This is a genomic window from Streptomyces sp. NPDC051636 (assembly GCF_044453765.1).
In the GTDB taxonomy this organism is placed as follows: Bacteria; Actinomycetota; Actinomycetes; order Streptomycetales; family Streptomycetaceae; genus Streptomyces.
In genome coordinates this window covers 15,812-38,395 of record NZ_JBITDA010000003.1, presented here as the reverse complement: position 1 = coordinate 38,395, position 22,584 = coordinate 15,812, and the positions used below count along the sequence as shown (strand labels likewise).

At 73.4% G+C, this 22,584-nt stretch carries 18 protein-coding genes; 4 read left to right on the top strand and 14 right to left on the bottom strand.

Translation table 11 applies throughout. The annotated features are described in order from the left end of the window. Positions 1 to 24: 24 nt before the first annotated feature. The 4 genes from ACIBBH_RS07120 to ACIBBH_RS07105 all read right to left on the bottom strand — a co-directional run bounded on the left by ACIBBH_RS07120 (position 25) and on the right by ACIBBH_RS07105 (position 4,107). Entirely contained in the window at positions 25 to 1,014 is a 990-nt protein-coding gene (locus ACIBBH_RS07120) for a malate dehydrogenase (RefSeq protein WP_399402802.1), read from the bottom strand. Between the two features lie 381 nt (positions 1,015 to 1,395). Beyond that, positions 1,396 to 2,559 (bottom strand): helix-turn-helix domain-containing protein, encoded by a 1,164-nt coding sequence (locus ACIBBH_RS07115; protein WP_399402800.1) that lies wholly within the window; start codon positions 2,557 to 2,559, stop codon positions 1,396 to 1,398. A gap of 230 nt (positions 2,560 to 2,789) precedes the next feature. Beyond that, positions 2,790 to 3,263 carry a DUF3017 domain-containing protein gene (locus ACIBBH_RS07110; protein WP_399402798.1) on the bottom strand — a complete coding sequence of 158 codons (474 nt, stop codon included), beginning with the start codon at positions 3,261 to 3,263 and terminating at the stop codon, positions 2,790 to 2,792. Continuing rightward, positions 3,253 to 4,107 (bottom strand): bifunctional methylenetetrahydrofolate dehydrogenase/methenyltetrahydrofolate cyclohydrolase, encoded by an 855-nt coding sequence (locus tag ACIBBH_RS07105; protein WP_399402796.1) that lies wholly within the window; start codon positions 4,105 to 4,107, stop codon positions 3,253 to 3,255. Before ACIBBH_RS07105 ends, ACIBBH_RS07110 begins: the two co-directional genes overlap by 11 nt. 233 nt (positions 4,108 to 4,340) lie before the next feature. On the opposite strand from ACIBBH_RS07105, the gene ACIBBH_RS07100 reads away from it, so the two are divergent. Next, positions 4,341 to 4,997 (top strand): hypothetical protein, encoded by a 657-nt coding sequence (locus ACIBBH_RS07100; protein WP_399402794.1) that lies wholly within the window; start codon positions 4,341 to 4,343, stop codon positions 4,995 to 4,997. Positions 4,998 to 5,086: 89 nt separating this feature from the next. Here the strand turns inward: ACIBBH_RS07100 and purH are convergent, their stop codons facing one another. Next, positions 5,087 to 6,652 carry a bifunctional phosphoribosylaminoimidazolecarboxamide formyltransferase/IMP cyclohydrolase gene (gene purH / locus ACIBBH_RS07095; protein WP_399402792.1) on the bottom strand — a complete coding sequence of 522 codons (1,566 nt, stop codon included), beginning with the start codon at positions 6,650 to 6,652 and terminating at the stop codon, positions 5,087 to 5,089. Continuing rightward, positions 6,649 to 7,278 carry a phosphoribosylglycinamide formyltransferase gene (gene purN, locus ACIBBH_RS07090; RefSeq protein WP_399402790.1) on the bottom strand — a complete coding sequence of 210 codons (630 nt, stop codon included), beginning with the start codon at positions 7,276 to 7,278 and terminating at the stop codon, positions 6,649 to 6,651. The genes purH and purN overlap by 4 nt, the downstream gene beginning before the upstream one ends. 270 nt (positions 7,279 to 7,548) lie before the next feature. On the opposite strand from purN, the gene ACIBBH_RS07085 reads away from it, so the two are divergent. After that, positions 7,549 to 8,328, top strand: a complete 780-nt coding sequence (locus ACIBBH_RS07085) for a hypothetical protein (RefSeq protein WP_399402788.1) — start codon at positions 7,549 to 7,551, stop codon at positions 8,326 to 8,328. Between the two features lie 21 nt (positions 8,329 to 8,349). On the opposite strand, the gene ACIBBH_RS07080 is transcribed toward ACIBBH_RS07085, so the two are convergent. Next, positions 8,350 to 9,858 carry a DUF6350 family protein gene (locus ACIBBH_RS07080; protein WP_399403627.1) on the bottom strand — a complete coding sequence of 503 codons (1,509 nt, stop codon included), beginning with the start codon at positions 9,856 to 9,858 and terminating at the stop codon, positions 8,350 to 8,352. Between the two features lie 113 nt (positions 9,859 to 9,971). On the opposite strand from ACIBBH_RS07080, the gene ACIBBH_RS07075 reads away from it, so the two are divergent. Then, positions 9,972 to 10,793: an RNA polymerase sigma factor gene (locus tag ACIBBH_RS07075; RefSeq protein WP_399402786.1), complete on the top strand. Its 822-nt coding sequence runs from the start codon at positions 9,972 to 9,974 to the stop codon at positions 10,791 to 10,793. Positions 10,794 to 10,869: 76 nt separating this feature from the next. Here ACIBBH_RS07075 and sucD read toward each other — a convergent pair whose 3' ends face one another. From sucD to ACIBBH_RS07040, 7 genes are all read right to left on the bottom strand, one after another. Further along, positions 10,870 to 11,754, bottom strand: a complete 885-nt coding sequence (sucD, locus tag ACIBBH_RS07070) for a succinate--CoA ligase subunit alpha (protein WP_399402784.1) — start codon at positions 11,752 to 11,754, stop codon at positions 10,870 to 10,872. Between the two features lie 26 nt (positions 11,755 to 11,780). Continuing rightward, positions 11,781 to 12,959: an ADP-forming succinate--CoA ligase subunit beta gene (sucC, locus tag ACIBBH_RS07065; RefSeq protein ID WP_399402782.1), complete on the bottom strand. Its 1,179-nt coding sequence runs from the start codon at positions 12,957 to 12,959 to the stop codon at positions 11,781 to 11,783. Between the two features lie 420 nt (positions 12,960 to 13,379). After that, a complete protein-coding gene (locus ACIBBH_RS07060) occupies positions 13,380 to 15,197 on the bottom strand; it encodes a hypothetical protein (protein WP_399402780.1) in 1,818 nt (605 codons plus the stop codon). Between the two features lie 155 nt (positions 15,198 to 15,352). Then, positions 15,353 to 16,156 carry a hypothetical protein gene (locus tag ACIBBH_RS07055; RefSeq protein ID WP_399402778.1) on the bottom strand — a complete coding sequence of 268 codons (804 nt, stop codon included), beginning with the start codon at positions 16,154 to 16,156 and terminating at the stop codon, positions 15,353 to 15,355. 129 nt (positions 16,157 to 16,285) lie between these two features. After that, positions 16,286 to 17,455, bottom strand: coding sequence for a VWA domain-containing protein (locus ACIBBH_RS07050; protein ID WP_399402776.1), 1,170 nt, complete (start codon positions 17,453 to 17,455; stop codon positions 16,286 to 16,288). After that, the gene (locus tag ACIBBH_RS07045) at positions 17,452 to 19,848 is read right to left on the bottom strand and encodes a DUF5682 family protein (RefSeq protein ID WP_399402775.1); all 2,397 of its coding nucleotides are present in this window, start codon (positions 19,846 to 19,848) and stop codon (positions 17,452 to 17,454) included. Before ACIBBH_RS07045 ends, ACIBBH_RS07050 begins: the two co-directional genes overlap by 4 nt. Beyond that, positions 19,845 to 20,975, bottom strand: a complete 1,131-nt coding sequence (locus ACIBBH_RS07040) for an AAA family ATPase (RefSeq protein WP_399402773.1) — start codon at positions 20,973 to 20,975, stop codon at positions 19,845 to 19,847. The genes ACIBBH_RS07045 and ACIBBH_RS07040 overlap by 4 nt, the downstream gene beginning before the upstream one ends. A gap of 132 nt (positions 20,976 to 21,107) precedes the next feature. On the opposite strand from ACIBBH_RS07040, the gene ACIBBH_RS07035 reads away from it, so the two are divergent. Continuing rightward, a complete protein-coding gene (locus ACIBBH_RS07035) occupies positions 21,108 to 22,466 on the top strand; it encodes an SWIM zinc finger domain-containing protein (protein WP_399402771.1) in 1,359 nt (452 codons plus the stop codon). Positions 22,467 to 22,584 lie beyond the last annotated feature (118 nt).

Genomic DNA, 22,584 nt, shown 5'->3' with positions numbered 1-22,584 from the left:
AGCCCGTGCGGGACAGCGCGCGGCTCAGATGAGGCCGAGGGAGCGGACCGCCTCGCGCTCCTCCTCGAGCTCCTTGACGGAGGCGTCGATGCGGGCGCGGGAGAACTCGTTGATGTCCAGGCCCTGCACGATCTCGTACCTGCCGTCCTTGGTGGTGACCGGGAAGGAGGAGATCAGGCCCTCCGGTACGCCGTAGGAGCCGTCGGACGGGATGCCCATGGAGGCCCAGTCGCCCTCGGCGGTGCCGTTGACCCAGGTGTACACATGGTCGATGGCGGCGTTGGCGGCGGAGGCGGCCGACGAGGCGCCACGGGCCTCGATGATCGCGGCACCGCGCTTGGCGACGGTCGGGATGAAGTCCTCGGCCAGCCACTTCTCGTCGTTCACGACCTCGGCGGCGTTCTTGCCGGCGACCGTGGCGTGGAAGATGTCCGGGTACTGGGTGGCGGAGTGGTTGCCCCAGATGGTCAGGCGCTTGATGTCGGCGACCGTGCTGCCCGTCTTCTTCGCCAGCTGGGTCAGCGCGCGGTTGTGGTCGAGGCGGGTCATCGCGGTGAAGCGCTCCGCCGGTACGTCCGGGGCGGCGGCCTGCGCGATCAGCGCGTTGGTGTTGGCGGGGTTGCCGACCACCAGGACCTTGATGTCGTCGGCGGCGTGGTCGTTGATGGCCTTGCCCTGCGGCTTGAAGATGCCGCCGTTGGCCTCGAGGAGGTCGCCGCGCTCCATGCCCTTGGTGCGCGGGCGGGCGCCCACGAGGAGGGCGACGTTGGCGCCGTCGAAGGCCACGTTCGGGTCGTCCGTGATGTCGATGCCCTGCAGGAGCGGGAACGCGCAGTCGTCCAGCTCCATGGCCGTGCCCTCGGCGGCCTTCAGCGCCGGGGTGATCTCCAGCAGACGCAGCTTGACCGGCACGTCCGCGCCGAGCAGCTGGCCGGAGGCGATGCGGAAGAGCAGGGCGTAACCGATCTGGCCGGCCGCGCCGGTGACGGTGACGTTCACGGGAGTGCGGGTCATGGCGTTCTCCGTATGACAGCTGGCGGTGGGGCGTCCCTGCCCCGGGGGGACGTACAAATGATCGATCTCTTGGCATCAAGAGAGATCCAGCGGTCAGGCTATCGCGCCTCGGGGAGCGCGGACGGCCGGGGCCGTGTGGCCCACCCCACAAGCCGCCGTGCCACTGCCGCTGGGCTCAACCGAAAAGGCGGCCGCCTGTCCGGGAGAGGAGGAACAGAGACGGCCGCCGATCGGGGGACCGTGGCCGGACTCCCGTGGGGTACGGTTCGCGTGCCCAGGATCTCGACGGCCATGCGTGTTCACCCCGATTGTTTTGACCGGGGTCACCGCGGGCGTCCCGGGCCGCCGCGCCGGGGCCCCCGTTTCCGCCCGCTCCCAGGCCTAGTTCGTGCACCCCTTCTGCCCCGAGGCCAGCGTCACGCACGCCCGCACCCCGGCCGCGTCCTTCACGGCCACCATCGGCGTGTAGGCGATCGTGTCCCCGGCATCCGTGACGGACCCGGTCACCTTCCTCGTCCCCGCGCTGACCCGCACCGCGTCCCCCTGCGCCGCCCCGGTGATCCGCCCCCACGCCGCCCGGCAGGTCTTGCTGTAGCGGACCTCGACGACGGTCGTGCCGACGGTGGCGGTCTTGGCGGTGGTGACGAGTTCGCCGCTGCAGCCCATGCTCTCCGCGTCCCTGCCGGTGCAGTCGGCGCCGGCGCACTTCACGCCCGCGGGCAGGCCGCGGTGGACCGTGGCGGACGGGGAGGTCGACTGGGCCGTGCTCTCGTTCCTCCCGTCCCCGCCGTTGCCGGTGAGGAAGAAGACGGCTGCGACGAGGACGAGCACGCCGGCGGCGCCCGCGACGAACATCGTCAGCCGCCGTCTGCCCTCCGAGGCGCCACCGGGTTGCCGCGCCCCCTGCGCGCTCCGCACGCCCTGTGGATCCTGTGGACCGTGCGGATCCCGGGAGCCGGACAAGGGCTGCCCGTACGAGCCCGGTGCCGCCGGGCCGGAGGAGGCGCGTCCGGCGGTCTTCGAGGGGCCCTGGTAGCCGGAGAGCCTCCAGGAGTTGCCGCCCGTCGCGGAACCGCCCCCGGTCCCCTCCCGCGCGTCCGCGTCCGGCGCCGTCGGCTGCGGCGGGATCGTGGGCGATACACCCGCGACACCCGGGGCCACCGTCGCCCTGCCGCCGGCCCGGGCCGCCATGCCGCCGCCGGCCGCGCCCGCCGCGGGCGCGCCGAACTCCCCGAGCGCGGCCCGCGCCTGGGATATCCGGATCGCCTCCATGGTCCTGTCGTGGCGCATCTCCGAACGGCTCCAGGCCCGCTCGGCCAGCTCCCACATGGTGGTCAGGTGAACGGGATGGGTGCCGGTGACCTCCGCGAGGGCGATGATCGCGCCCTTCGGTGCCAGGAGCCGGCCATTGAGGTAACGCTCCCAGGACGTCTTGCTGTAGCCCGTGCGGTCGGCCAGCGCCGCGATGCTCAGTCCGCCGCGGTCCACGAGCCGCCGCAACTGGCCGGCGAACTCCTTCACCTGCGGATCGAGCTCATCGGGCAAGGCTTTCCAACGAGGCATCGCTTCCCCCTCTTTCCCCCCGGCCGTGCTCTTCCTTCCTGCGCCGTCCCCATGGGCGCGGGCCCCCCGGTCCCCGTTCTGGCTACCCACAGGGATGCGCCGACTCGGGTTCCCAGTTCCCGAGGTGGGGGGCGCACGGGAGCATCCGGCCCGGCCGGCGCGCACCGTCGCACGCCGCGGGCGGCGCGACAAGCAACCCTGCGGATCACTGCCTAGTTGCTCAGCGTGAAGTGGAGCGTGTCCTTCAGGAAGGGGATCTCCAGCCACGGCCTCGGCTGGGCCATCATCGCCAGCAGGACGATCGCCAGGCCGAGGGCACCGTAGGTGACGATGTCGGTGAAGCGGGAGCGGACGGCGAGCATGCCGACACCCGGCAGGACCCAGCGCAGCACGGCGCCCGCGAGCAGGGCCGAGCCGACCAGCAGGGTGCCGAGCCGGAACAGGTCGAACACGGTCAGCAGCAGACCGAGCGCGACCACGGACAGCACGACGAGCATCGGCCACTGCCGGGCGGGCGCCGGGGCGTCACGGGAGGCCGCCCGGCCGCCGCCCTCCGGGGGCGCGGTGTCCCGCGTGAACAGGGGAAAGCGGCGCGTGGCCCGCTTCGGCCGCCCCTCGGCGCCGGGCGCGCTGATCGCGTCGCGGACGGTCGGCTCCGCGCTGTCGTGGGTGTCCTCAGCCGGCACTGCGCTCCGCCGCCTCGACGACGTTGACGAGCAGCTGCGCACGGGTCATCGGGCCCACACCGCCGGGGTTCGGGGAGATCCAGCCGGCCACCTCGGCGACCCCGGGGTGCACGTCACCGACGATCTTCCCCTCGGCGTTGCGGGAAACGCCGACGTCGAGCACGGCCGCGCCCGGCTTCACGTCCTCGGGCCGGATCAGATGACCGGAACCGGCGGCCGCGATGATGATGTCCGCCCGCCTCAGGTGCGCCGACAGGTCCCGCGTGCCGGTGTGGCACTGGGTCACCGTGGCGTTCTCGCTGCGCCGGGTCAGCAGCAGCGGCATCGAGCGGCCGATGGTCACGCCCCGGCCGACGACCACGACCTCGGCGCCCTTGATCTCCACGCCGTAGCGGCGCAGCAGGGTGAGCACGCCGTTGGGGGTGCAGGGCAGGGGGGCCGGCTCGTTGAGGACCAGGCGGCCGAGGTTCATCGGGTGCAGGCCGTCGGCGTCCTTGTGCGGGTCCATCAGCTCGAGGATGCGGTTCTCGTCGATGCCCTTGGGCAGCGGCAGCTGGACGATGTAGCCGGTGCAGGCCGGGTCCTCGTTCAGTTCCCGGACGACCGCCTCGATCTCCTCCTGCGTCGCCGTGCCCGGCAGTTCGCGCTGGATGGAGGCGATGCCGACCTGGGCGCAGTCGCGGTGCTTGCCGGCGACGTATTTCTGGCTGCCGGGGTCGTCCCCGACCAGGATCGTGCCGAGGCCGGGCGTGACGCCCTTCTCCTTCAGCGCCGCCACGCGGGCGGTCAGCTCTGACTTGATCTCGGCTGCGGTGGCCTTGCCATCGAGAATCTGGGCGGTCATGGTCCCATCCTCGCGGATGACCGCCCCTCTGTTCCAATCCGGGTCCGCCCATGATCGTTGATGTTGCACTTGCACAACACATAGCGAATGCGGCTGGACAAGGAAGAGCCCGCTGAAGAACGATGAGTGCACAGTGCCGCGGGCAGTACCGGGGGGACGGACCGCATCTGTAGAACTCTCCTCCGAACCGTGCCGCGTCGTCCCCGCACTTGAGCAACGGAGGAAAGACCGCCATGAGCTTCGGCGACCCGAACAACCCCTACGGCCCGCCCCAGGGCCAGCCGCCCGGTTACCCGCCGCAGCAGCCGCCGTCCGCCGCACCCACTTACGGCTACCCCCAGCAGCCCCCGGCCGGAGGGATCCCGCCGCAGGGCTACGGCTATCCGCAGCAGCCGGCCTACCCGGGGCACCTGGGCACGAACATGCTGCCGCAGTCGATGCCCGGCCTCATGATGACCGCGCGGGTCCTGCTCTACATCGTGGCGGGCGTGCAGATCCTCATGGGGATCTTCGCCATCTTCGGCGCCGCCACCATCAACGACGCGTCCAACGCGGGTGAGGACACCTTCGGCAGCAACGGCTTCTCCGACATCGGCCATGCCTCGGCCGGCGTCATCTTCGTCATCGCTCTGGTCATCCTCGGTCTCGCGGGACTGTCGATCACGCTGGGTGTCAAGTTCTCCGGGGGCGGCCAGGGCATCCGCATCACCACGATGATCTACGGCATCCTCGGCGCCCTCTTCGGCGTTCTCATCCTGATCGGCGCCGCCGACGCCGGCTCCTCGGCCGCGCTGGTGTGGGCGCTGCTGTGGATCGGCTTCGGCGGCATCATGGCCGCGGCCATGATCGCCCCATCGGGCGCCGCCTGGTTCAACCGCCCGCGGTACTGATCCGGTACGCCGCCGCCTCACGCCCAAGGGCCGTGTCCCACCCCGGCGAGGGAGGACACGGCCCTGGCGCGTTACGGGCTGGGCCCGGATCAGTGGAAGAAGTGACGCGTCCCCGTGAAGTACATCGTCACGCCCGCCTTCCGCGCGGCCTCCACGACCAGCTCGTCCCGGACCGATCCGCCGGGCTGGACGATGGCCTTCACGCCGGCCGCGGCGAGGACCTCGATGTTGTCCGGGAACGGGAAGTAGGCGTCGGAGGCCACGTACGAGCCCCGCGCACGCTCGGCGCCCGCCCTGTCGATGGCGAGTTTGCAGGAGTCCACGCGGTTGACCTGCCCCATGCCGACGCCCACGGAGGCGCCGCCCTTGGCGAGCAGGATGGCGTTGGACTTCACGGCCCGGCACGCCCTCCAGGCGAAGGCGAGCTCCTTCAGCTCCTCGGCGTCGAGCGCCTCGCCGGTCGCCAGCGTCCAGTTGGCCGGGGCGTCGCCGCCGGCCTGGAGACGGTCGGTTACCTGCAGCAGCGCGCCGCCGTCGACCGGCTTGACCTCGACGGGGGCCGCCGGGCCCGCGGGGCAGCGCAGCACCCGGATGTTCTTCTTCTTGGTGAGGGCCTCCAGGGCCCCCTCCTCGTAGTCGGGCGCGACGATGACCTCGGTGAAGATCTCCGCGACCTGCTCGGCCATCTCCTTGCTCACCGGCCGGTTGACGGCGATGACCCCGCCGAACGCGGACAGCGGGTCGCAGGCGTGCGCCTTGCGGTGCGCCTCGGCGACGTCCGCGCCGATCGCGATGCCGCACGGGTTGGCGTGCTTGATGATCGCCACGCACGGCTCGGCGTGGTCGTACGCGGCACGGCGGGCGGCGTCCGTGTCCGTGTAGTTGTTGTACGACATCTCCTTGCCGTGCAGCTGCTCGGCGACGGCGAGTCCGTTCCCGCTGCCGTCGACGTACAGGGCGGCCGGCTGGTGCGGGTTCTCGCCGTAGCGCAGGGTGTGCGCGCGTGCCCAGGTGGCGCCGAGGAAGTCGGGGAACTGCGACTCGTCCACCGGGGCGTAGGAGGAGGCGAACCAGCTCGCCACCGCCACGTCGTACGCGGCCGTGTGCTGGAAGGCCTCGGCGGCCAGCCGCTTGCGGGTGGCCAGGTCGAAGCCGCCGTCCTGCACGGCCGCGAGAACGTCGGCGTACCGGGCGGGGCTGGTGACCACGGCGACCGACGGGTGGTTCTTGGCGGCGGCCCGGACCATGGACGGACCGCCGATGTCGATCTGCTCGACGCACTCGTCCGGCGAGGCGCCGGAGGCGACGGTCTCGCGGAACGGGTAGAGGTTGACGACGACGAGGTCGAAGGGCTCCACACCGAGCTCGGTCAGCTGCTCGCGGTGGCTGTCGAGACGCAGGTCGGCGAGGATGCCCGCGTGCACCCTGGGGTGCAGGGTCTTGACGCGGCCGTCGAGGCACTCGGGGAAGCCGGTGAGCTCCTCTACCTTGGTGACGGGGACGCCGGCGCCGGCGATGCGGGCGGCGGTGGACCCGGTCGACACCAGCTCGACACCGGCCTCGTGCAGCCCGCGCGCCAGCTCTTCCAGGCCGGTCTTGTCGTAGACGCTGACGAGCGCCCTGCGAAGGGGCCGCTTGTTGCTCTCGGCGGTCACTGGATAACTACCTTTCGTCCCTCGATGCGATAGCCGTTGCGGGCGAGCCGCCCCACGACCTCGACGAGCAGCCTTCGCTCGACTTCCTTGATGCGCTCGTGCAGAGCGCTCTCGTCGTCCTCGTCCCGGACCTCGACCACGCCCTGGGCGATGATCGGTCCGGTGTCGACCCCGTCGTCGACGAAGTGGACGGTGCAGCCGGTGACCCTGGCGCCGTACGCGAGCGCGTCGCGCACCCCGTGGGCTCCCGGAAAACTGGGCAGCAGGGCGGGATGGGTGTTCACGAACCGCCCGCCGAACCGCGCGAGGAACTCCTTGCCCACGATCTTCATGAACCCGGCGGAGACCACGAGGTCGGGCCGGTGCGCGGCGACGGCCTCGGTGAGGGCCGCGTCCCACTCGTCCCGGGTCGCGTGGTCCTTGACCTTGCACACGAAGGTGGGAACCCCGGCGCGTTCGGCGCGGGCGAGCCCCTCGATGCCCTCCCGGTCCGCACCGACGGCCACGACCTGGGCGCCGTAGGCCTCGGGGCCGACGCGGTCGATCTCGTCCAGCAACGCCTGCAGATTGGTGCCGGATCCGGAGACCAGCACGACGAGGCGCTTGGCCACGGGCTTGGCGGCCACGGTGGGGCCCTTTCTCGGGGAAGCGGTTTGCGCGGGCGGCTTGTGTATTCATACGAATGCTTCGCGCCCCGGGATACGGGGAAGTCTACGAAGCGGCCGACCGTCAGCAACGATACCGGCACTCCGTACGGCCCCCACGGGACGGGGCCGTGGCCGGGAGGTAGCGTCTGGGGGGAGCGGGTCGGGAACGCGGCCGTCGTGCGGCGCGTTCCCGTCAGTGACAGCTCACGTCGGACAAGCCGTACTCATCTAGGGGAAGACGCTCACTTGATGCCGGACCGCAGTCTGCGACTCCTCCCGTTCCCCCCACTGCCGGACCAGGGAAGGGAGCGGGACGCCGTGCTGCTGCGGGAGCGGCCCGCCTCACCGCCGGACGCGCCGTCGGGCCGGCCCGACGGTGACGGCCAGGACGGCGCCCCGGCGGACGACAACCCCTTCGCCCCGCCGCCGGAGGGCACACCGGACCGGCCGTGGCAACCGCGGCACCCCTCGGACCCGCAGGGCTCCCCGGGCTCCGGGGACGAGGGACACTCCCCCTGGGGCAGCCAGTGGAGCGACCGCCAGCCCGGCCGCTCCCCCGGCGGCTTCGGCGAGCGCCCCGGTTCCGGCCCCGAGGAACCGGGCGGCGGCCCCTCCCGCAACCTGCGCTGGGACCCCACCGACCCCGCCCAGCGCCGCGCCCGCTACGCGCTGCTCTGCGGCATGTGGGCCTTCTTCTTCGCCCTCTTCAGCTGGCCGTACGTGGCGCTGCTCCTCGGCGCCCTCGCCCTCTACTGGGGCATCAGCGCTCTGCGCGCCAAGCCCCGCACGCCCACCGACCCGAACGTCCCGGCCCCTGAGCCCACCGGCCGCCCCCAGACCACGGCGGCCGTCAGCGGCCTGGTCACCGGCTCCGTTGCCCTGGCCCTCGTCGCGGCCACCTTCACCGCCCAGCTCGTCTACAGCGACTACTACACCTGCGTGAACGACTCCCTCACCAACGAGGCCAAGCAGTCGTGCAAGCAGTTGCTGCCGCAGGAGTTGCGGGGGGTGCTGGGGAACAGCGGCTGACGGGGTGCGCCGGGGCGGGAGTCAGTCCTTGTCCGGTTGAGCCGAGTGAGGCGGCAGGGACGGCGGGGTGGACGGAGTCGGCGGGATCGGCGGGATCGGTGCTTCGGCCGGCAGGACGTCGTAGGCGTCGAGGGCGCTGTCGTACACGGACGGCTCGGACACCGGTGCCAGTGCCGTCTCCTGCCTCTTCGGCGTCTCCTCGCGCTTCTTCGGCGCTTCGTCCCGCGTCTTCGGCGCCTCCTGCGGCGCCGCCCGCGAAGGCCGCCCGCGAAGGCACCCCACCACCACCGAAACCGGTGCCGCCACCGCCCCCACCGATGCCGGCACCGCGCTTGCGACCTGCCACCACACCGGCCCGAACCGGGCCAGCGCCGCCACCCCGAGCGGGCCGCCCGCCAGCCGCGCGAGGAGAGCGAACGCCGCGCCGCACAGGACCGCCGCCAGCAGGGCCGTCCCGGCGGTCCGCGCGAGGGACCAGCCCGCCCGCCGCTCCACGGCCCGCGCCGTGAAACAGGCGACCACCACGCCCGCCGCCACCGGGACCACCCCGGCCGCCCAGTGCAGCGGCGTCGCCGGACCGGCGTCCGGCACCGCCGCCAGCAGCGGGAGCGGCGGCAGCAACGGCGCGGGATCGGAGGCGAAGAGGTCCACCGCATGCCCGCCACCGAGCGCGAACCCCGGACCTAGGGCGTACGCCGCGGCCCACACCGCCGCGTTCGGGATCAGTGCGAGGCACAGCAGCAGCACGGCGAACCGTCCCGTCCAGCCCTCCGTCAGCTGGAGGAAGGAAGCGCGGGCCGCCGCGCCGTGCGCCACCAGCGACACCCCGAGCAGCAGCACGCCGCCCCCGAAGAGCACCGCCGTCCCGGCCGTCGCCGCCCGTACGGCCGCCCCGAGCCCGGCCAGCCCGCCCGGCGTCAGCGCCCGGCGGCGCAGGAACCCCGGCAGCAGCGCCAGCACGCTCAGCACCGGCTCGCGCGGACGGCCGTACGCCGTCCACACTCCCGCCCCCGCCGCGACCACCGCGACGACGGGCAGGCACCCCGCCACCCCCGCCCACACGGGCCGCAGTGCGCCGCCGGAGGCGTACAGCGCGGCGCCGCCGCCGACGCCGAGGTAACCGAGGACGACGCCGGTCCACGCCGTGTGCGCGGCGACCGGCGGGGGCCCGTCGGCGTCGGCCGGCGCGTCCGTCGCGTCCCGCGCCGCCCGGTACACCAGCCAGACCGGCAGCGCGAGGAGCAGCAGGGGGGTGACGCCGACGGGTGCGGGGACACCGGAGAGCGTGTCGGTGCGGAGCAGTTCGACGCCGTGCGCCAGCAGCCACAGCGCGGCGGCGACGCGGAGTGCGCCGCCCGGGCCGCTGTCGGGGTAGGGCGAGCTGACCCACAGCACCATCACGAGCACGGCGAAGCAGCCGAGGCCCAGCCCGGCCGCGACCGCACCACCCAGGAGGCTCCCGGCCAGCCCGGGCGACCGGTCACGCATCCCGGTGAGCAAGAACGACAACGACGGTCGGCGAGCGGTCATCTGCGTCACGCCGCCATGCTCCCAACGACACGCGCTTTCCCGTCGTAACAGGCGAACCACCGAAGTGTCGCTCAATATACGTTTATGTGTTTTTTCCTGTGGAGGGGTGACCAGTGACGGCCCGTCAGACCGAGGCTCCCCTGACGCCCGCTCAGGCCTTCGACGCCCTGTACGAGTTCTGCGCCCCCGCCCTCGTACGGCAGACGTACCTGCTCACCGGCCGGCGCGAGCTCGCCCGCGAAGCCGTGGAGCGGGCCTTCGAGCTCGCCTGGCAGCGCTGGCCCGAGGTGGCCCGGGACCGGGACCCGGCGGGCTGGGTGCGGGCGGCGGCGCACGAGTGCGCGCTCTCTCCCTGGCACCGCTTCCGCCTGCGCCACCGCGACCCCGACCCGCCCCCCGCCGACGCCGCCGACCGCGCCCTGCTGCACGCCCTGCTGAAACTCCCACCGTCCTACCGCCGCACGCTCCTGCTGTACGACGGTGTCGGCCTCGACCTGCCGGAGACCGCGGCGGAGACGGAGGCGAGCACACCGGCGACGGCGTACCGGCTGACGCACGCACGCACCGCCGTGGCCGCGCGGATCCCGGAACTGGCGGACTGCGACCTGCTGCACCGGCGCCTGGCCGAACTGGCCTCCGCCGATCGTCCACGGGCCGCCGAACCGACGGTGGTGCGGTCGTGCGGCGAGCGCAAGGCCCGCCGCTGGACCCGGGCCGCGATCGCCCTCACGGCCTCGGTCATCGGCGCGACGACGCTCACCCTGCGGACCGCCCCGACCCACTACGAGGCACCGGTCGGCCCGGCCCAGGCGGTGCGTGGGGTACCGCCGCGAGCGGCCCTGGGCCCGCTGTCGGCCGGGGAACTGGCGCTGCGGGCGAAGCTGCGACGGGAGACGGCGAACGGGCCGGAGCGGTTGCTGCCGTCGCCCGGATGAGCACGCGGAAGGGCCCGCACCCCCGTGAGGGTGCGGGCCCTTGCCAGGTGGACCTGGGTGACCGGAATGACCGGGATCAGCCCGCGAGGATCTCGCGGGCGAGCTTGGCCGTCTCGGTCGGCGTCTTGCCGACCTTCACGCCCGCGGCCTCCAGGGCCTCCTTCTTCGCCTGGGCCGTGCCCGACGAACCGGAGACGATGGCGCCGGCGTGGCCCATGGTCTTGCCCTCGGGCGCGGTGAAGCCCGCGACGTAGCCGACGACCGGCTTGGTCACGTTCTCCTTGATGAAGGCCGCGGCCCGCTCCTCGGCGTCGCCACCGATCTCACCGATCATGACGATGAGGTCGGTGTCGGGGTCGGCCTGGAACGCGGCGAGGGCGTCGATGTGGGTGGTGCCGATGATCGGGTCGCCACCGATGCCGACGGCCGTCGAGAAGCCGATGTCCCGCAGCTCGTACATCATCTGGTACGTCAGCGTGCCGGACTTCGACACCAGGCCGATGCGGCCCGGCTTGGTGATGTCGCCGGGGATGATGCCGACGTTCGACTGGCCCGGGGTGATGATGCCGGGGCAGTTCGGGCCGATGATGCGGGTCTTGTTGCCCTTCTTGCCGGCGTACGCCCAGAAGGACGCCGTGTCGTGCACGGCGATGCCCTCGGTGATCACGACGGCCAGCGGGATCTCGGCGTCGATGGCCTCGACGACCGCGTCCTTGGTGAACTTCTCCGGCACGAAGATGACGGAGACGTTGGCGCCGGTCTTCTCGATGGCCTCCTTGACGGTGCCGAAGACGGGTACCTCGGTGCCGTCGAAGTCCACGGTCTGACCCGCCTTGCGCGGGTTCACGCCGCCCACGACGTTGGTGCCGTCACCGAGCATGAGCTTGGTGTGCTTCATGCCCGTGGCGCCGGTCATGCCCTGGACGATGACCTTGCTGTCCTTGTTGAGCCAGATAGCCATGGTGGTTTGAGTCCTCGTCCTCGTGCTTACTTGGCGGCGGCCAGCTCGGCGGCCTTGTCGGCCGCGCCGTCCATGGTGTCGACGCGCTGCACCAGCGGGTGGTTGGCGTCCGTGAGGATCTTCCGGCCCAGCTCGGCGTTGTTGCCGTCCAGGCGGACGACGAGCGGCTTCTCGACCTTCTCGCCGCGGTCCTCCAGGAGCTTCAGGGCCTGCACGATGCCGTTGGCGACCTCGTCGCAGGCGGTGATGCCACCGAACACGTTGACGAAGACGGACTTGACGTCCGGGTCGCCCAGGATGATCTCCAGGCCGTTCGCCATGACCTGGGCGGAGGCGCCACCGCCGATGTCCAGGAAGTTGGCGGGCTTGACGCCGCCGTGCTTCTCACCGGCGTACGCGACGACGTCCAGGGTCGACATGACCAGGCCGGCGCCGTTGCCGATGATGCCGACCTCGCCCTCGAGCTTGACGTAGTTGAGGCCCTTCGCCTTGGCGGCCGCCTCGAGCGGGTTGGCGGCGTCCTTGTCGTGGAGCTCCTCGTACTCGGGGTGACGGAACTCGGCGTTCTCGTCCAGCGACACCTTGCCGTCGAGGGCGATGACCTCACCGGAGGCGACCTTCGCGAGCGGGTTGACCTCGACGAGGAGGGCGTCTGACTTGATGAAGGTGTCCCACAGCTTGATCAGGACGTTGGCGACCTTGTCCGCGACCTCGGCCGGGAACTTGGCGGCCTCGACGATCTCGCGGGCCTTGGCCTCGTCCACACCGTCGATGGCGTCGATCGCGATCTTCGCGACGGCCTCCGGACGGGTGGCCGCCACCTCCTCGATCTCCATGCCGCCCTCGACGGAGGCGATGGAGAGGAAGGTGCGGTTGGCACGGTCGAGGAGGAAGGAGACGTAGTACTCCTCGAGGATCTCCGGAGCGGTCTCGGCGATCATGACCTTGTGGACCGTGTGGCCCTTGATGTCCATGCCGAGGATGTCCGTCGCACGGGCGACGGCCTCGTCCGGAGTAGCGGCCAGCTTGACGCCGCCGGCCTTGCCGCGACCACCGACCTTCACCTGCGCCTTGACGACGGACTTGCCGCCCAGACGCTCGGTGATCTCGCGCGCCGCCTCAGGCGTGTCGATGACTTCACCGGCCAGCACCGGTACATCGTGCTTGGCGAAGAGGTCCCTCGCCTGGTACTCGAACAGGTCCACGCGCTTCCGTCCCTATCAGTGATCTCGCGGTTCGTTGGATGCGTGGGCGTGCCGCGAAGGGCAACGTGACGTCCGCCTGAGTCACAAGGGAAGCGCACACGGTGTCCGAGCGCGCGGCATGTCCGTCTCGCAGGTTATCGCTGCTTGCGGAGGGCCCCTAAATCGCGGGTCACACCTGAGCGGTGATACCTGTCACATGATGCCGCGCTCACTGGCACGGGGTGCCGGAGCGGCGAGACCTCACCGGGCTGGGGTTGACCCGGTGAGGCCTCTGGAATGGCCCTTCAGGGGCCGTGGCCAGGTGATCCCCACCCCAATGGGGACCAACCGGCCCGGTCCGTGAGGTGTCGGCGGACGCGCCGACGGCATTCGGCCGTCCGGGCCCTTCAGCCCCACGGAGTCGGTCGGGACGGGTGAGCCTCAGACGCCGTAGGTGTACCCGTCGTACACCGTGTGCGGGTTCTGCATGCTGTGCGTGTACCCCGTGTCATGGACATATCCCGGAGTGGCCGACTCGGTCACGCCCGCCACACCGGTGACGGCGTGCCCGGCGAGCGGAGCGGCGGTGGCGTGCACGGTCCCGGTGAGGTTCTGCCCGAACGGCGCCACCTGCCCGGCGACCTGCTGTGCGAAGGGGTCGGCCTGGCCGGCGACACCGCCCGCGAACGGGGTGACGTCGCCCGTCACGCCGTACGCCAGCGCCGTGGCACTGCCGGCGACGGGCTGGACGGCCCGCGCGACCGTGTCGACGACCGGCTGGACGGCCCCGGTGACCCCGTCGGCGAACGGCGGCAGCTCGCCCACGACGTCCTGCGCGAAGGGCCCCACCTGCCCGGTCACCCCGTACGCGAGCGGCGGTACGGCACCGGCGACCCCGCCCGCGAAGGGCCGCACGTCACCCGCGACGCCGTACGCGAGCGTGCCCGCGTCCGCCACGGCCTGCCCGGCGACCGGCACGACCCCGTGGACGGCGGTGTTCGCGACGGGCGGCAGCACCGCGTCCGTGGTGTCGTGGGCGACCTGCCCGACGACCCCGGTGGCGTACGCCGGCACGTCGGCGACAACCCCCGTCGCGTACGGCGGCACGTCCGCGACAGCACCCGTGGCGACGCCCCCCACCCCCGCGACCGCGCCCTGGGCGACCGGCTGGACGCCCTGGACGGCCCCGCCCGCGACGGGCTCCACGTCCGCCACGACGCCGTACGCCAGCCCCGTCGCGGCACTGACGGCGTGCCCGGCGACGGGCGTCACCCCGGCCGCGGCACCGCCGGCCACCGGCGTGACGCCGTCCACGGCGCCCGTCGCGGTCGGCACGGCCCCGGCGACCGCGTGCCCGGCGACGGGCCCGACACCCGCCACGGCGTGCCCGGCGAGCGGCAGCACCCCGTCCACGGCGGTCCCGGCCACCGGCGGCACGACCGCGGCGGCCGTCTCGTCGACGACCGGCGTGACCGTCCCCGGCACGGCCTTGACCGTGCCGACGACCCGCTGCTCGACGCCGGTGACGGTGCCGGTGACGTGGCCGGGGACGGCGGAGACGGTGGCCTGGGCGGCCGTGGTCACGTCGGCCGCGGTGCGGCCGGCAGCCGCGGCCGGCTGCTGCGTCTTCGTCCGTACGACACCGTCGACGCCCTGCGCCTGCGTGCGGGCGGCCGACTGGGTGGACCGGAGCTTGGTCTGGGCGGCGGCCAGCGCCTCCTCCAGCTCGGGAGCGAAGGAGGACAGGGGGCCGAAGAGGTAGTCGATGTCGTCCTGGGGAGAGGTGTGCGCAGAGGTCGCGTCAGAGACGGCGTGAGCCGCCCTGTCGGCGGTCTTGTGGGTCGCCGTGCCCCTGGCCTGGTGGGCCGCGTGAGCGGTCCCGGCCTGCGGGGCACGGGCCGCCTGGGCGCCCTTGATGGCCTCGGCCCCCCTGATCCGGTCGGCCGAGGGCACCTTGGTGTCCACGTAGCGGCGAGCCTGGTCGGCGGTGTCGGTGCCGGTCCGGGCCGGCTGCTGGGCCTTGGCCGCGGTGCCCAGGGTGCCGGTCACGGTGGAGGTGGCCTTGGCCGCCGTGTCCTGCACGTCGGAGACGACACCGTCGGCCGTGTCGGTGACGGTGCCCGTGGTGCCGGAGGCGGTGTCCGGTACGGAGAGGGCCGAGGCGGGCAGCTCGTCGGCGCTGGCGACGGCCGAGCCGAGCGCCCAGGCGCCGGTGACACCGGCGGCTATGACGATGGAGCGGCGGATGTTCTTGTTCATGCGTGCGTCAGATCCTTAAGGGTTCCGGGACTTCGGAGCGGCTTGCGTCCGGAGGACGGAGGGACGTCCGGACGTGCGGGCAGACCTGTTCCGCCCCCGCGCGGCAGGTCGTGTACGGCCGGGAAACGGCCGTGGCTGCCTTCGGGGACGGAGCCCTAGCCGGGGAAGACGGGAACGTCCCGGTGCCTGTCCCGGGTCCCGGGCGCGTCGAGGCGCGCGGTGGCACCGGGCACGAGACGCAGCGGTGCCCGGTGGTCAGGGGTGACGGCATGTGCGTCGACGTGGCGTGACGTGCCGTTGTCGACCGCCGCACGGTTGCTGAGCGCGCCGTCCGGGTCTCCGGTGGGCGCGGGGTGGGAGGGGACGCCGACGGGGACCGCGGTGCGGTGGCCGTCGGCGTGCGTCCGAGCGGCCGGTGCGGTGACGCCGGGCGTGAGGCCCGGGCCGTGGGCCACGGCCGTCCGCGTACGGGGCTCGGTGCGGGAATCGGTACGGGACCGCGTGCCTGCGTGTGCGCCGGACGCGGTTTCCGGAGGCGACGAGACGCTGGGGCCGCCCGGCTGCTGCGGTCGGGGCGCCTCGGTGACCGGCGCGGGCAGCGAAGGCTTCGCCGGCGGCTTCGGCAGGACGGGCAGCTTCGGCAACGACGGCGCCTTCGCCCGGGCTTCGCCCAGGTCCTGGGTCACCGTGCCGACCAGGTCACCGACCGGTCGGGCGACATGACCAGGAACGGACTGAACGACATCCTTGGCGGCGGTCGAAACCGTCGAAGCGGTCGAAGCCGTAGAAGTCGCCGCAACCACCGGTGTCGTCCCCTCGGCGGCGTGCGCCTGTCCCCCGCAGAGGAAACCGAGCACGAACAAGCCGCCCACCAGCAGCACCAGGTGCAGCGCACGCCGTCCCGCCGCCGTGCGCAACACGCGCACGGCGGCACCGGACAGGGCTGCTGGCCAGGTCAAGAGGGGAACGGTCCTCCCGTGCGGCGGAATGACGAGGGCGACGGGTCGGCACGACGCGACGTCGATCCTTGCACGGGACGCCCGAGGTTGCGCAAGTCCCCTGTTACCGATGGGTAGTCATGTCCGTTTTCACCGGTCCGGCACGGGGAGCGGACGCTTCTCGATCGCCGCGGCCATCACCTCCGGGAACAGGTCGGGCGTGCATGCGAACGCCGGTGCGCCGAGCGCGGCCAGCGCGGCCGCGTGCTCCCGGTCGTACGCGGGCGCCCCCTCGTCCGACAGCGCGAGCAGCGTCACGAACTGCACCCCCGACGCCTTCATCGCCGCGACCCGCTTGAGCATCTCGTCGCGTATGCCTCCCTCGTAGAGATCGCTGATCAGCACGACCACCGTCTCCGCGGGCCGGGTGATCCGCGACTGGCAGTAGGCGAGCGCGCGGTTGATGTCCGTGCCGCCGCCCAGCTGGGTGCCGAAGAGGACGTCGACCGGGTCGTCGAGCTGGTCGGTGAGGTCGACGACGGCCGTGTCGAAGACGACGAGCCGCGTGCTGATCGACCGCATCGAGGCGAGCACCGCCCCGAACACGGACGCGTAGACGACGGACGCCGCCATCGAACCGGACTGGTCGATGCAGAGGACGACCTCCTTCTTCACCGACCGGGACGCCCGCCCGTAGCCGATGAGCCGCTCCGGCACGACCGTCCGGTACTCCGGCAGGTAGTGCTTGAGGTTCGCCGCGATCGTGCGATTCCAGTCGATGTCCTGGTGGCGCGGCCGGCTGACGCGCGCGCTGCGGTCGAGGGCGCCGGTGAGCGTGGCCCTGGTGCGGGTGGCGAGCCGCTTCTCCAGGTCCTCGACGACCTTGCGCACGACTGCCCGTGCCGTCTCCTTCGTCGTCTCCGGCATGGCCTTGCTGAGCGAGAGCAGCGTGCCGACGAGGTGCACGTCGGCCTCCACCGCTTCCAGCATCTCCGGCTCCAGCAGCAGGGTGGCCAGCCCGAGCCGGTCGATGGCGTCCCGTTGCATGACCTGGACGACGGAGGAGGGGAAGTAGGTGCGGATGTCCCCGAGCCAGCGGGCCACGGACGGCGCCGACGCCCCGAGCCCCGCCGCGCGGTCCCGGCCCGTCCGCGGCCGGTCCCCCTTTCCGTACAGCGCGGTCAGCGCCCCGTCCATCGCCGCGTCCCGCCCGGACAGCGCGCATCCGGTGCCGTCGGCCGCGTCCGAGCCGAGGACCAGCCGCCAGCGCCGCAGCCGCTCCCGGGCCGGGTCGTCGGCGTACGCCGGCTCGGTCGTCATGTGCCCACCCCCACCAGGTCGTTGTCGTCGGCGTGCGCGCCGTCCTCGTCCAGGCCCAGCAGCAGCCGCACCACCGGCAGCACGGCGTCCGCGCGGTCCGGGTCGAGGTCGGCCGCGAAGCCGGGTATGCCGGGTCCGGCGCCCGTCGTGCCCCCTCTCTCCCCGGGCCCGCGCCGCACCAGCTCCCCGAGGGTCCGGCGCACCCCCGCCTCGTACGCCGAGAACGTGCGCCGCAGCAGCGGCAGTACGTCCGTGAACGCCGCCGCCGGCACCCCGGTCAGCCAGGCGTCGACCAGGCCGAGCAGCCGCTCGTCGTGCACCAGCAGCATCCCGCCCCCGCCGCCGACGAAGCCCTCGATCCAGGCGGCGGCGTCGGCGGGCGGCGTTCCCGGCGACAGGGCCAGCCCCATCAGCCGGGCCGCCGCGTCCTGACCCAGCTCCCCGTCGTCCAGCAGGATGCGCGCGGCACGCCCCCGGACGACCCCGGGCACGGTCTCGCGCGCGGACAGGGTCCGCAGCACCGCGCGCCAGCGCCGGCGCAGGTCGCCGTGGCCGGGGACGGCCGCCTCCGCGAGGAGCCCGACCGCTCCATGGACGGCGTCCACGTGGCCGCGCATCTCCTCGGCCGCGTCGGCGTCGAGGGCGGCGCACGCCGGGGGCAGGCCGACGAAGACCCGCTCGGCGAGGCCCGCGGCGACCTCGGCCAGGGCCCGGGTGTCGGTGCCGCGCACGTCGCCGTAGCGCAGGGAGCGGACCAGGGCGGGGAGGGCCTGCGCCAGGTGGCCGACGTCCGCGTCCAGCGCGGCCCGGTCGGCGAGGACGCGCATCACCACGGGCAGCGCGTCCGGCAGTTCGGCGAGCAGGCACTGCTCGGCGAGGGCCGTGACCTCGGCGAGGGACTGCGCGGCCAGGGCGTCCGCCTCGGCCTTGGCCGTCGCGGCGGCGACCACGGTCGTGCCCCACACCCCTGCCTCGGCGACCCGCACCGACAGTTCCGGCTCCCAGCGCAGCCGCCACGTCTCCCGGAAGGTGCCCGTGCTGCCCCGGGAGGCGGACGGCTCGCCCCAGTCGACGCGCAGCAGCCGCAGCCGGTGCAGCAGCCTGCTGCGTCCGGCGTCGGTCTCCTTGCGCAGGTCGAGCTCCAGCTCCCGCTCCAGCGCCTCCGGTGCGAGCCGCAGCCGGCGCTGCTGCCGGGCCAGGTCGCGCTGCAACGGCACCGCGGGCGCCCCCTCGGGCACCTCGCCCAGCACGTTCCCCACCACCAGCCGGTCGTGCACGAGGCCCAGCGGCACGTCCGAGCCCTCGCACATCACCGCGCGCACGGCGTCGGTGGTCTCGCTCAGGCCGGCCAGCGGGCGGCCCCGCATCGCGGCGAGCGTCCCGGCCAGCCGCACCGCCTCGATCACGTGGGCCGAGGACACGATCCGGTCCTCCTCCCGCAACAGGCCCGCGACCTTGGTCAGCCACCGCTCCACCGGCCGGTCCGGCGCGGTGAACAGGTGCCCGTACCAGCCGGGTGAGTCGATGCCCGCGCCGTACCCACTGGCCCGGGCCAGTCTGCGGTGCGTCCACGGCACCCAGGTCATGTCCACCTTGACCTTGGGCAGCCCCTTCAGCAGCGCCCGGTCCGCGCTGACGGCGGCCTTCTCCCGCAGCGCGGGCACATGCCACGCCCCGCACACCACGGCCACGGCGTCCCCGAACTCCCGCTGGGCCGCCCGCACCTGGAGCCGCATGTACGCCTCCCGCACGGGATCCCGGGCGTGCCCGCCGGTGCCGTACCGCTCCCGCAGCGCCGCCATGGCCTCCTCCAGCGCGGCGAACGGCGCGAACGGGTCCCGGTCGGCCACGCCCCGGTGCTCGACGACGTCCTCCCACCAGCGCTCGGGGTCGTCGTAGCCGCCGGCTGCGGCGAGGACGGCGAGGGGGTCGAGGCGGACGTCGTGCGCGGCGGCAGGGCCTTCAGCGGGCTCTTCAGCGGGCCCCGCGGCGGGCCCAGTTGCGGCACCGGCCTCCTCCTCTTCTCCTTCCTCCTCTCTCCCCCACGCCATCGTGTGGGTGGCCGGCAGATCGATGAAGCGGGCCGGAACCCCTTGGTCCAGGGCCCAGCGGATCGCGACCCACTCCGGGGAGAACTCGGCCAGCGGCCAGAACGCCGAGCGGCCGGGCTCGTCGACGGCGTGGGCGAGGAGCGCGACCGGGGGCCGCATACCGGCGTCGGCGGCCAGCGGGATCAGGGCGTCGGCCTCGGGCGGCCCCTCGACGAGCACCACCCCCGGCCGGGCGGCCTCCAGCGCGGCCCGCACCGCCCGCGCCGAACCCGGGCCGTGGTGCCGCACGCCGAGCAGCAGCGGACCTGCGGCCGATGCCCTCGGCCGGCGGGAGTCGTTCACGCGCTCACCTCCCGGCAGGCCCGGTAGAAGTCCTTCCAGCCGTCCCGCTCGCGGACGACCGTCTCCAGGTACTCCTGCCAGATGACGCGGTCGGCCGCCGGGTCGCGGACGACGGCGCCGAGGATGCCCGCGGCCACGTCGCCCGGACGCAGCACGCCGTCGCCGAAGTGGGCGGCCAGCGCGAGGCCGCCTGTGACGACGGAGATCGCCTCGGCCGTCGACAGCGTGCCGCTCGGCGACTTCAGCTTCGTACGGCCGTCGGCGGTCACCCCGTCGCGCAGCTCGCGGAAGACGGTCACGACGCGGCGGATCTCCTCGATGCCGTCGGGCCGGGCCGGCAGGTCGAGGGAGCGGCCGATCTGACGGACACGGCGGGAGACGATGTCGACCTCGGCCTCGGGGCTCTCCGGCAGCGGCAGCACCACCGTGTTGAACCGGCGGCGCAGGGCGCTGGACAGCTCGTTGACCCCGCGGTCGCGGTCGTTGGCCGTGGCGATGAGATTGAAACCGCGGACCGCCTGCACCTCTTGCCCCAGTTCCGGTATCGGCAGCGTCTTCTCCGACAGGATCGTGATCAGCGTGTCCTGCACGTCGGCCGGGATCCGGGTCAGCTCCTCGACGCGGGCGGTCATGCCCTCCGCCATGGCCCGCATGACCGGGCTGGGCACGAGGGCGTCGCGGCTGGGGCCGTGGGCGAGCAGCCGCGCGTAGTTCCAGCCGTAGCGGATCGCCTCCTCGGGGGTGCCCGCCGTGCCCTGCACCAGCAGGGTCGAGTCGCCGCTGACGGCGGCGGCCAGGTGCTCGGAGACCCAGGTCTTGGCGGTGCCGGGCACGCCGAGCAGGAGCAGCGCGCGGTCGGTGGCGAGGGTGGTGACGGCGACCTCGACGATGCGGCGCGGGCCCACGTACTTCGGCGTGATCACCGTGCCGTCCGGCAGCGTGCCACCGAGCAGGTACGTCGCCACCGCCCACGGCGACAGCTTCCAGCGGGCCGGGCGCGGGCGGTCGTCCTGCGCGGCCAGCGCGGCGAGTTCGTCGGCGAAGGCGTCCTCGGCGTGCGGCCGCAACGCCTCGGCCGGCTGCTCTCCACCCACCTGCACGGATGTCGGTTCCACGGACACAGTCATGGCTGAGGCCCCCTCCAGCTCGGCCGGTTCGGATCTGGCATCCACCCTGCACCACGCCACTGACAATCGCTTTGACCTGCGCAAACGCGCTCGCAGGGCCGATTGTCAGTGGTGGGATCTACCGTCGGTGGCATGACTGAGCAGGGGGTGCGCTGGACCGCGGAGCAGGTGCTGGCACTGGCGCCTGACGCCGCGTCACGCAAGGCGGGGAGCAAACTCGGGGCGGCCGGGCCGTGGTCCGAGACGGGCAGTTCCGACGAGGGGACGGTGTGGGGGCTGTGCAAGGGCAGTGGCAGCAAGCCGTATCAGACGGTCGTCGACATCGCGGACGCGGCCGGGCCCGCGTACAAGTGCAGTTGTCCGAGCCGGAAGTTCCCGTGCAAGCACGCGCTCGGCCTGCTGCTGCGGTGGGCGCAGGGGGACGGTGCGGTGCCGGGGGCGGCGCAGGCGCCGGACTGGGCCGAGGAGTGGCTCGCGGGCAGACGCGAGCGCATGCAGGAGAAACGGGCTGCGGGCGGCGGGGGTTCCCCGTCCGGTTCCGGTGATCCGGCGGCGGCGCGGCGACGGGCGGAGCGCCGGGCCGACCGGGTCACCGCGGGTGTGACGGAGCTGGAGCAGCGGCTGGCCGACCTGCTGCGCGGCGGCCTGGCCTCGGCCGAGCAGGCGGGGTACGGGCTGTGGGAGGAGACGGCGGCCCGCATGGTCGACGCGCAGGCGCCGGGACTGGCGGCCCGGGTGCGGGAGTTGGGGGCGATACCGGCCTCCGGGCCCGGCTGGCCGGTGCGGCTGCTGGAGGACTGCGCCCTGCTGCACCTCCTCGACCAGGGCTGGCTGCGCCGCGAGCGGCTCCCGGACGGCCTCGCGGCGACGGTCCGCTCCCGCGTCGGCCTGCCCGCCTCGGCGGACGGCCCACCGGTGCGCGACCGCTGGCTCGTCCTCGCCCAGTACGACACGTCCGACACCAAGCTGACCACACGCCGGATATGGCTGTACGGCGCCGGGACGGGCCGTACAGCTCTGCTGCTGTCGTACGGCGCGGCCGGCCGTGCCCCCGAGCTGGCGCTGCCGGTCGGCCTGGCCCTGGAGGCCGAGCTGTCCGCCTATCCGGGTGCCGGCCGGCTGCGGGCGGCCCTGGGCGAGCGGTTCGCCCCGCCCGCGCCCGCCGCGATCCGGCCGCCGGGCCTGACCACGGCCCAGGCGGCCGCCCGCTACGGCGAGGCGCTGCGGGACGACCCGTGGCTGGACGCGGTCCCCGTGACGCTGGACCGGGTCGTCCCGGCCCCGGACGGCGACTCCTGGCAACTGGCGGACGCCGACTCCGACTCGGCTCTCCCCCTCACCCCCACCACCCGCTCCCACCCGGGCCTGTGGCGCCTCGTCGCCCTCTCCGGCGGCGCCCCCGTCAAGGTCTTCGGCGAGTGCGGCCACCGGGGCTTCACCCCACTGACGGCCTGGCCGACGGGAGCGGGGGAGGCGGTGGCGCTGTGCTGACCGGGCGAAAGGGCGCATACAGCCCGCATCGGGGGACATCCGGTGTGGATAACCGTTCAACGAATCCGCCGCTCCCTCACTCCACGACTCCCACCGCGTCGCCGCACCGCCCGCCGAC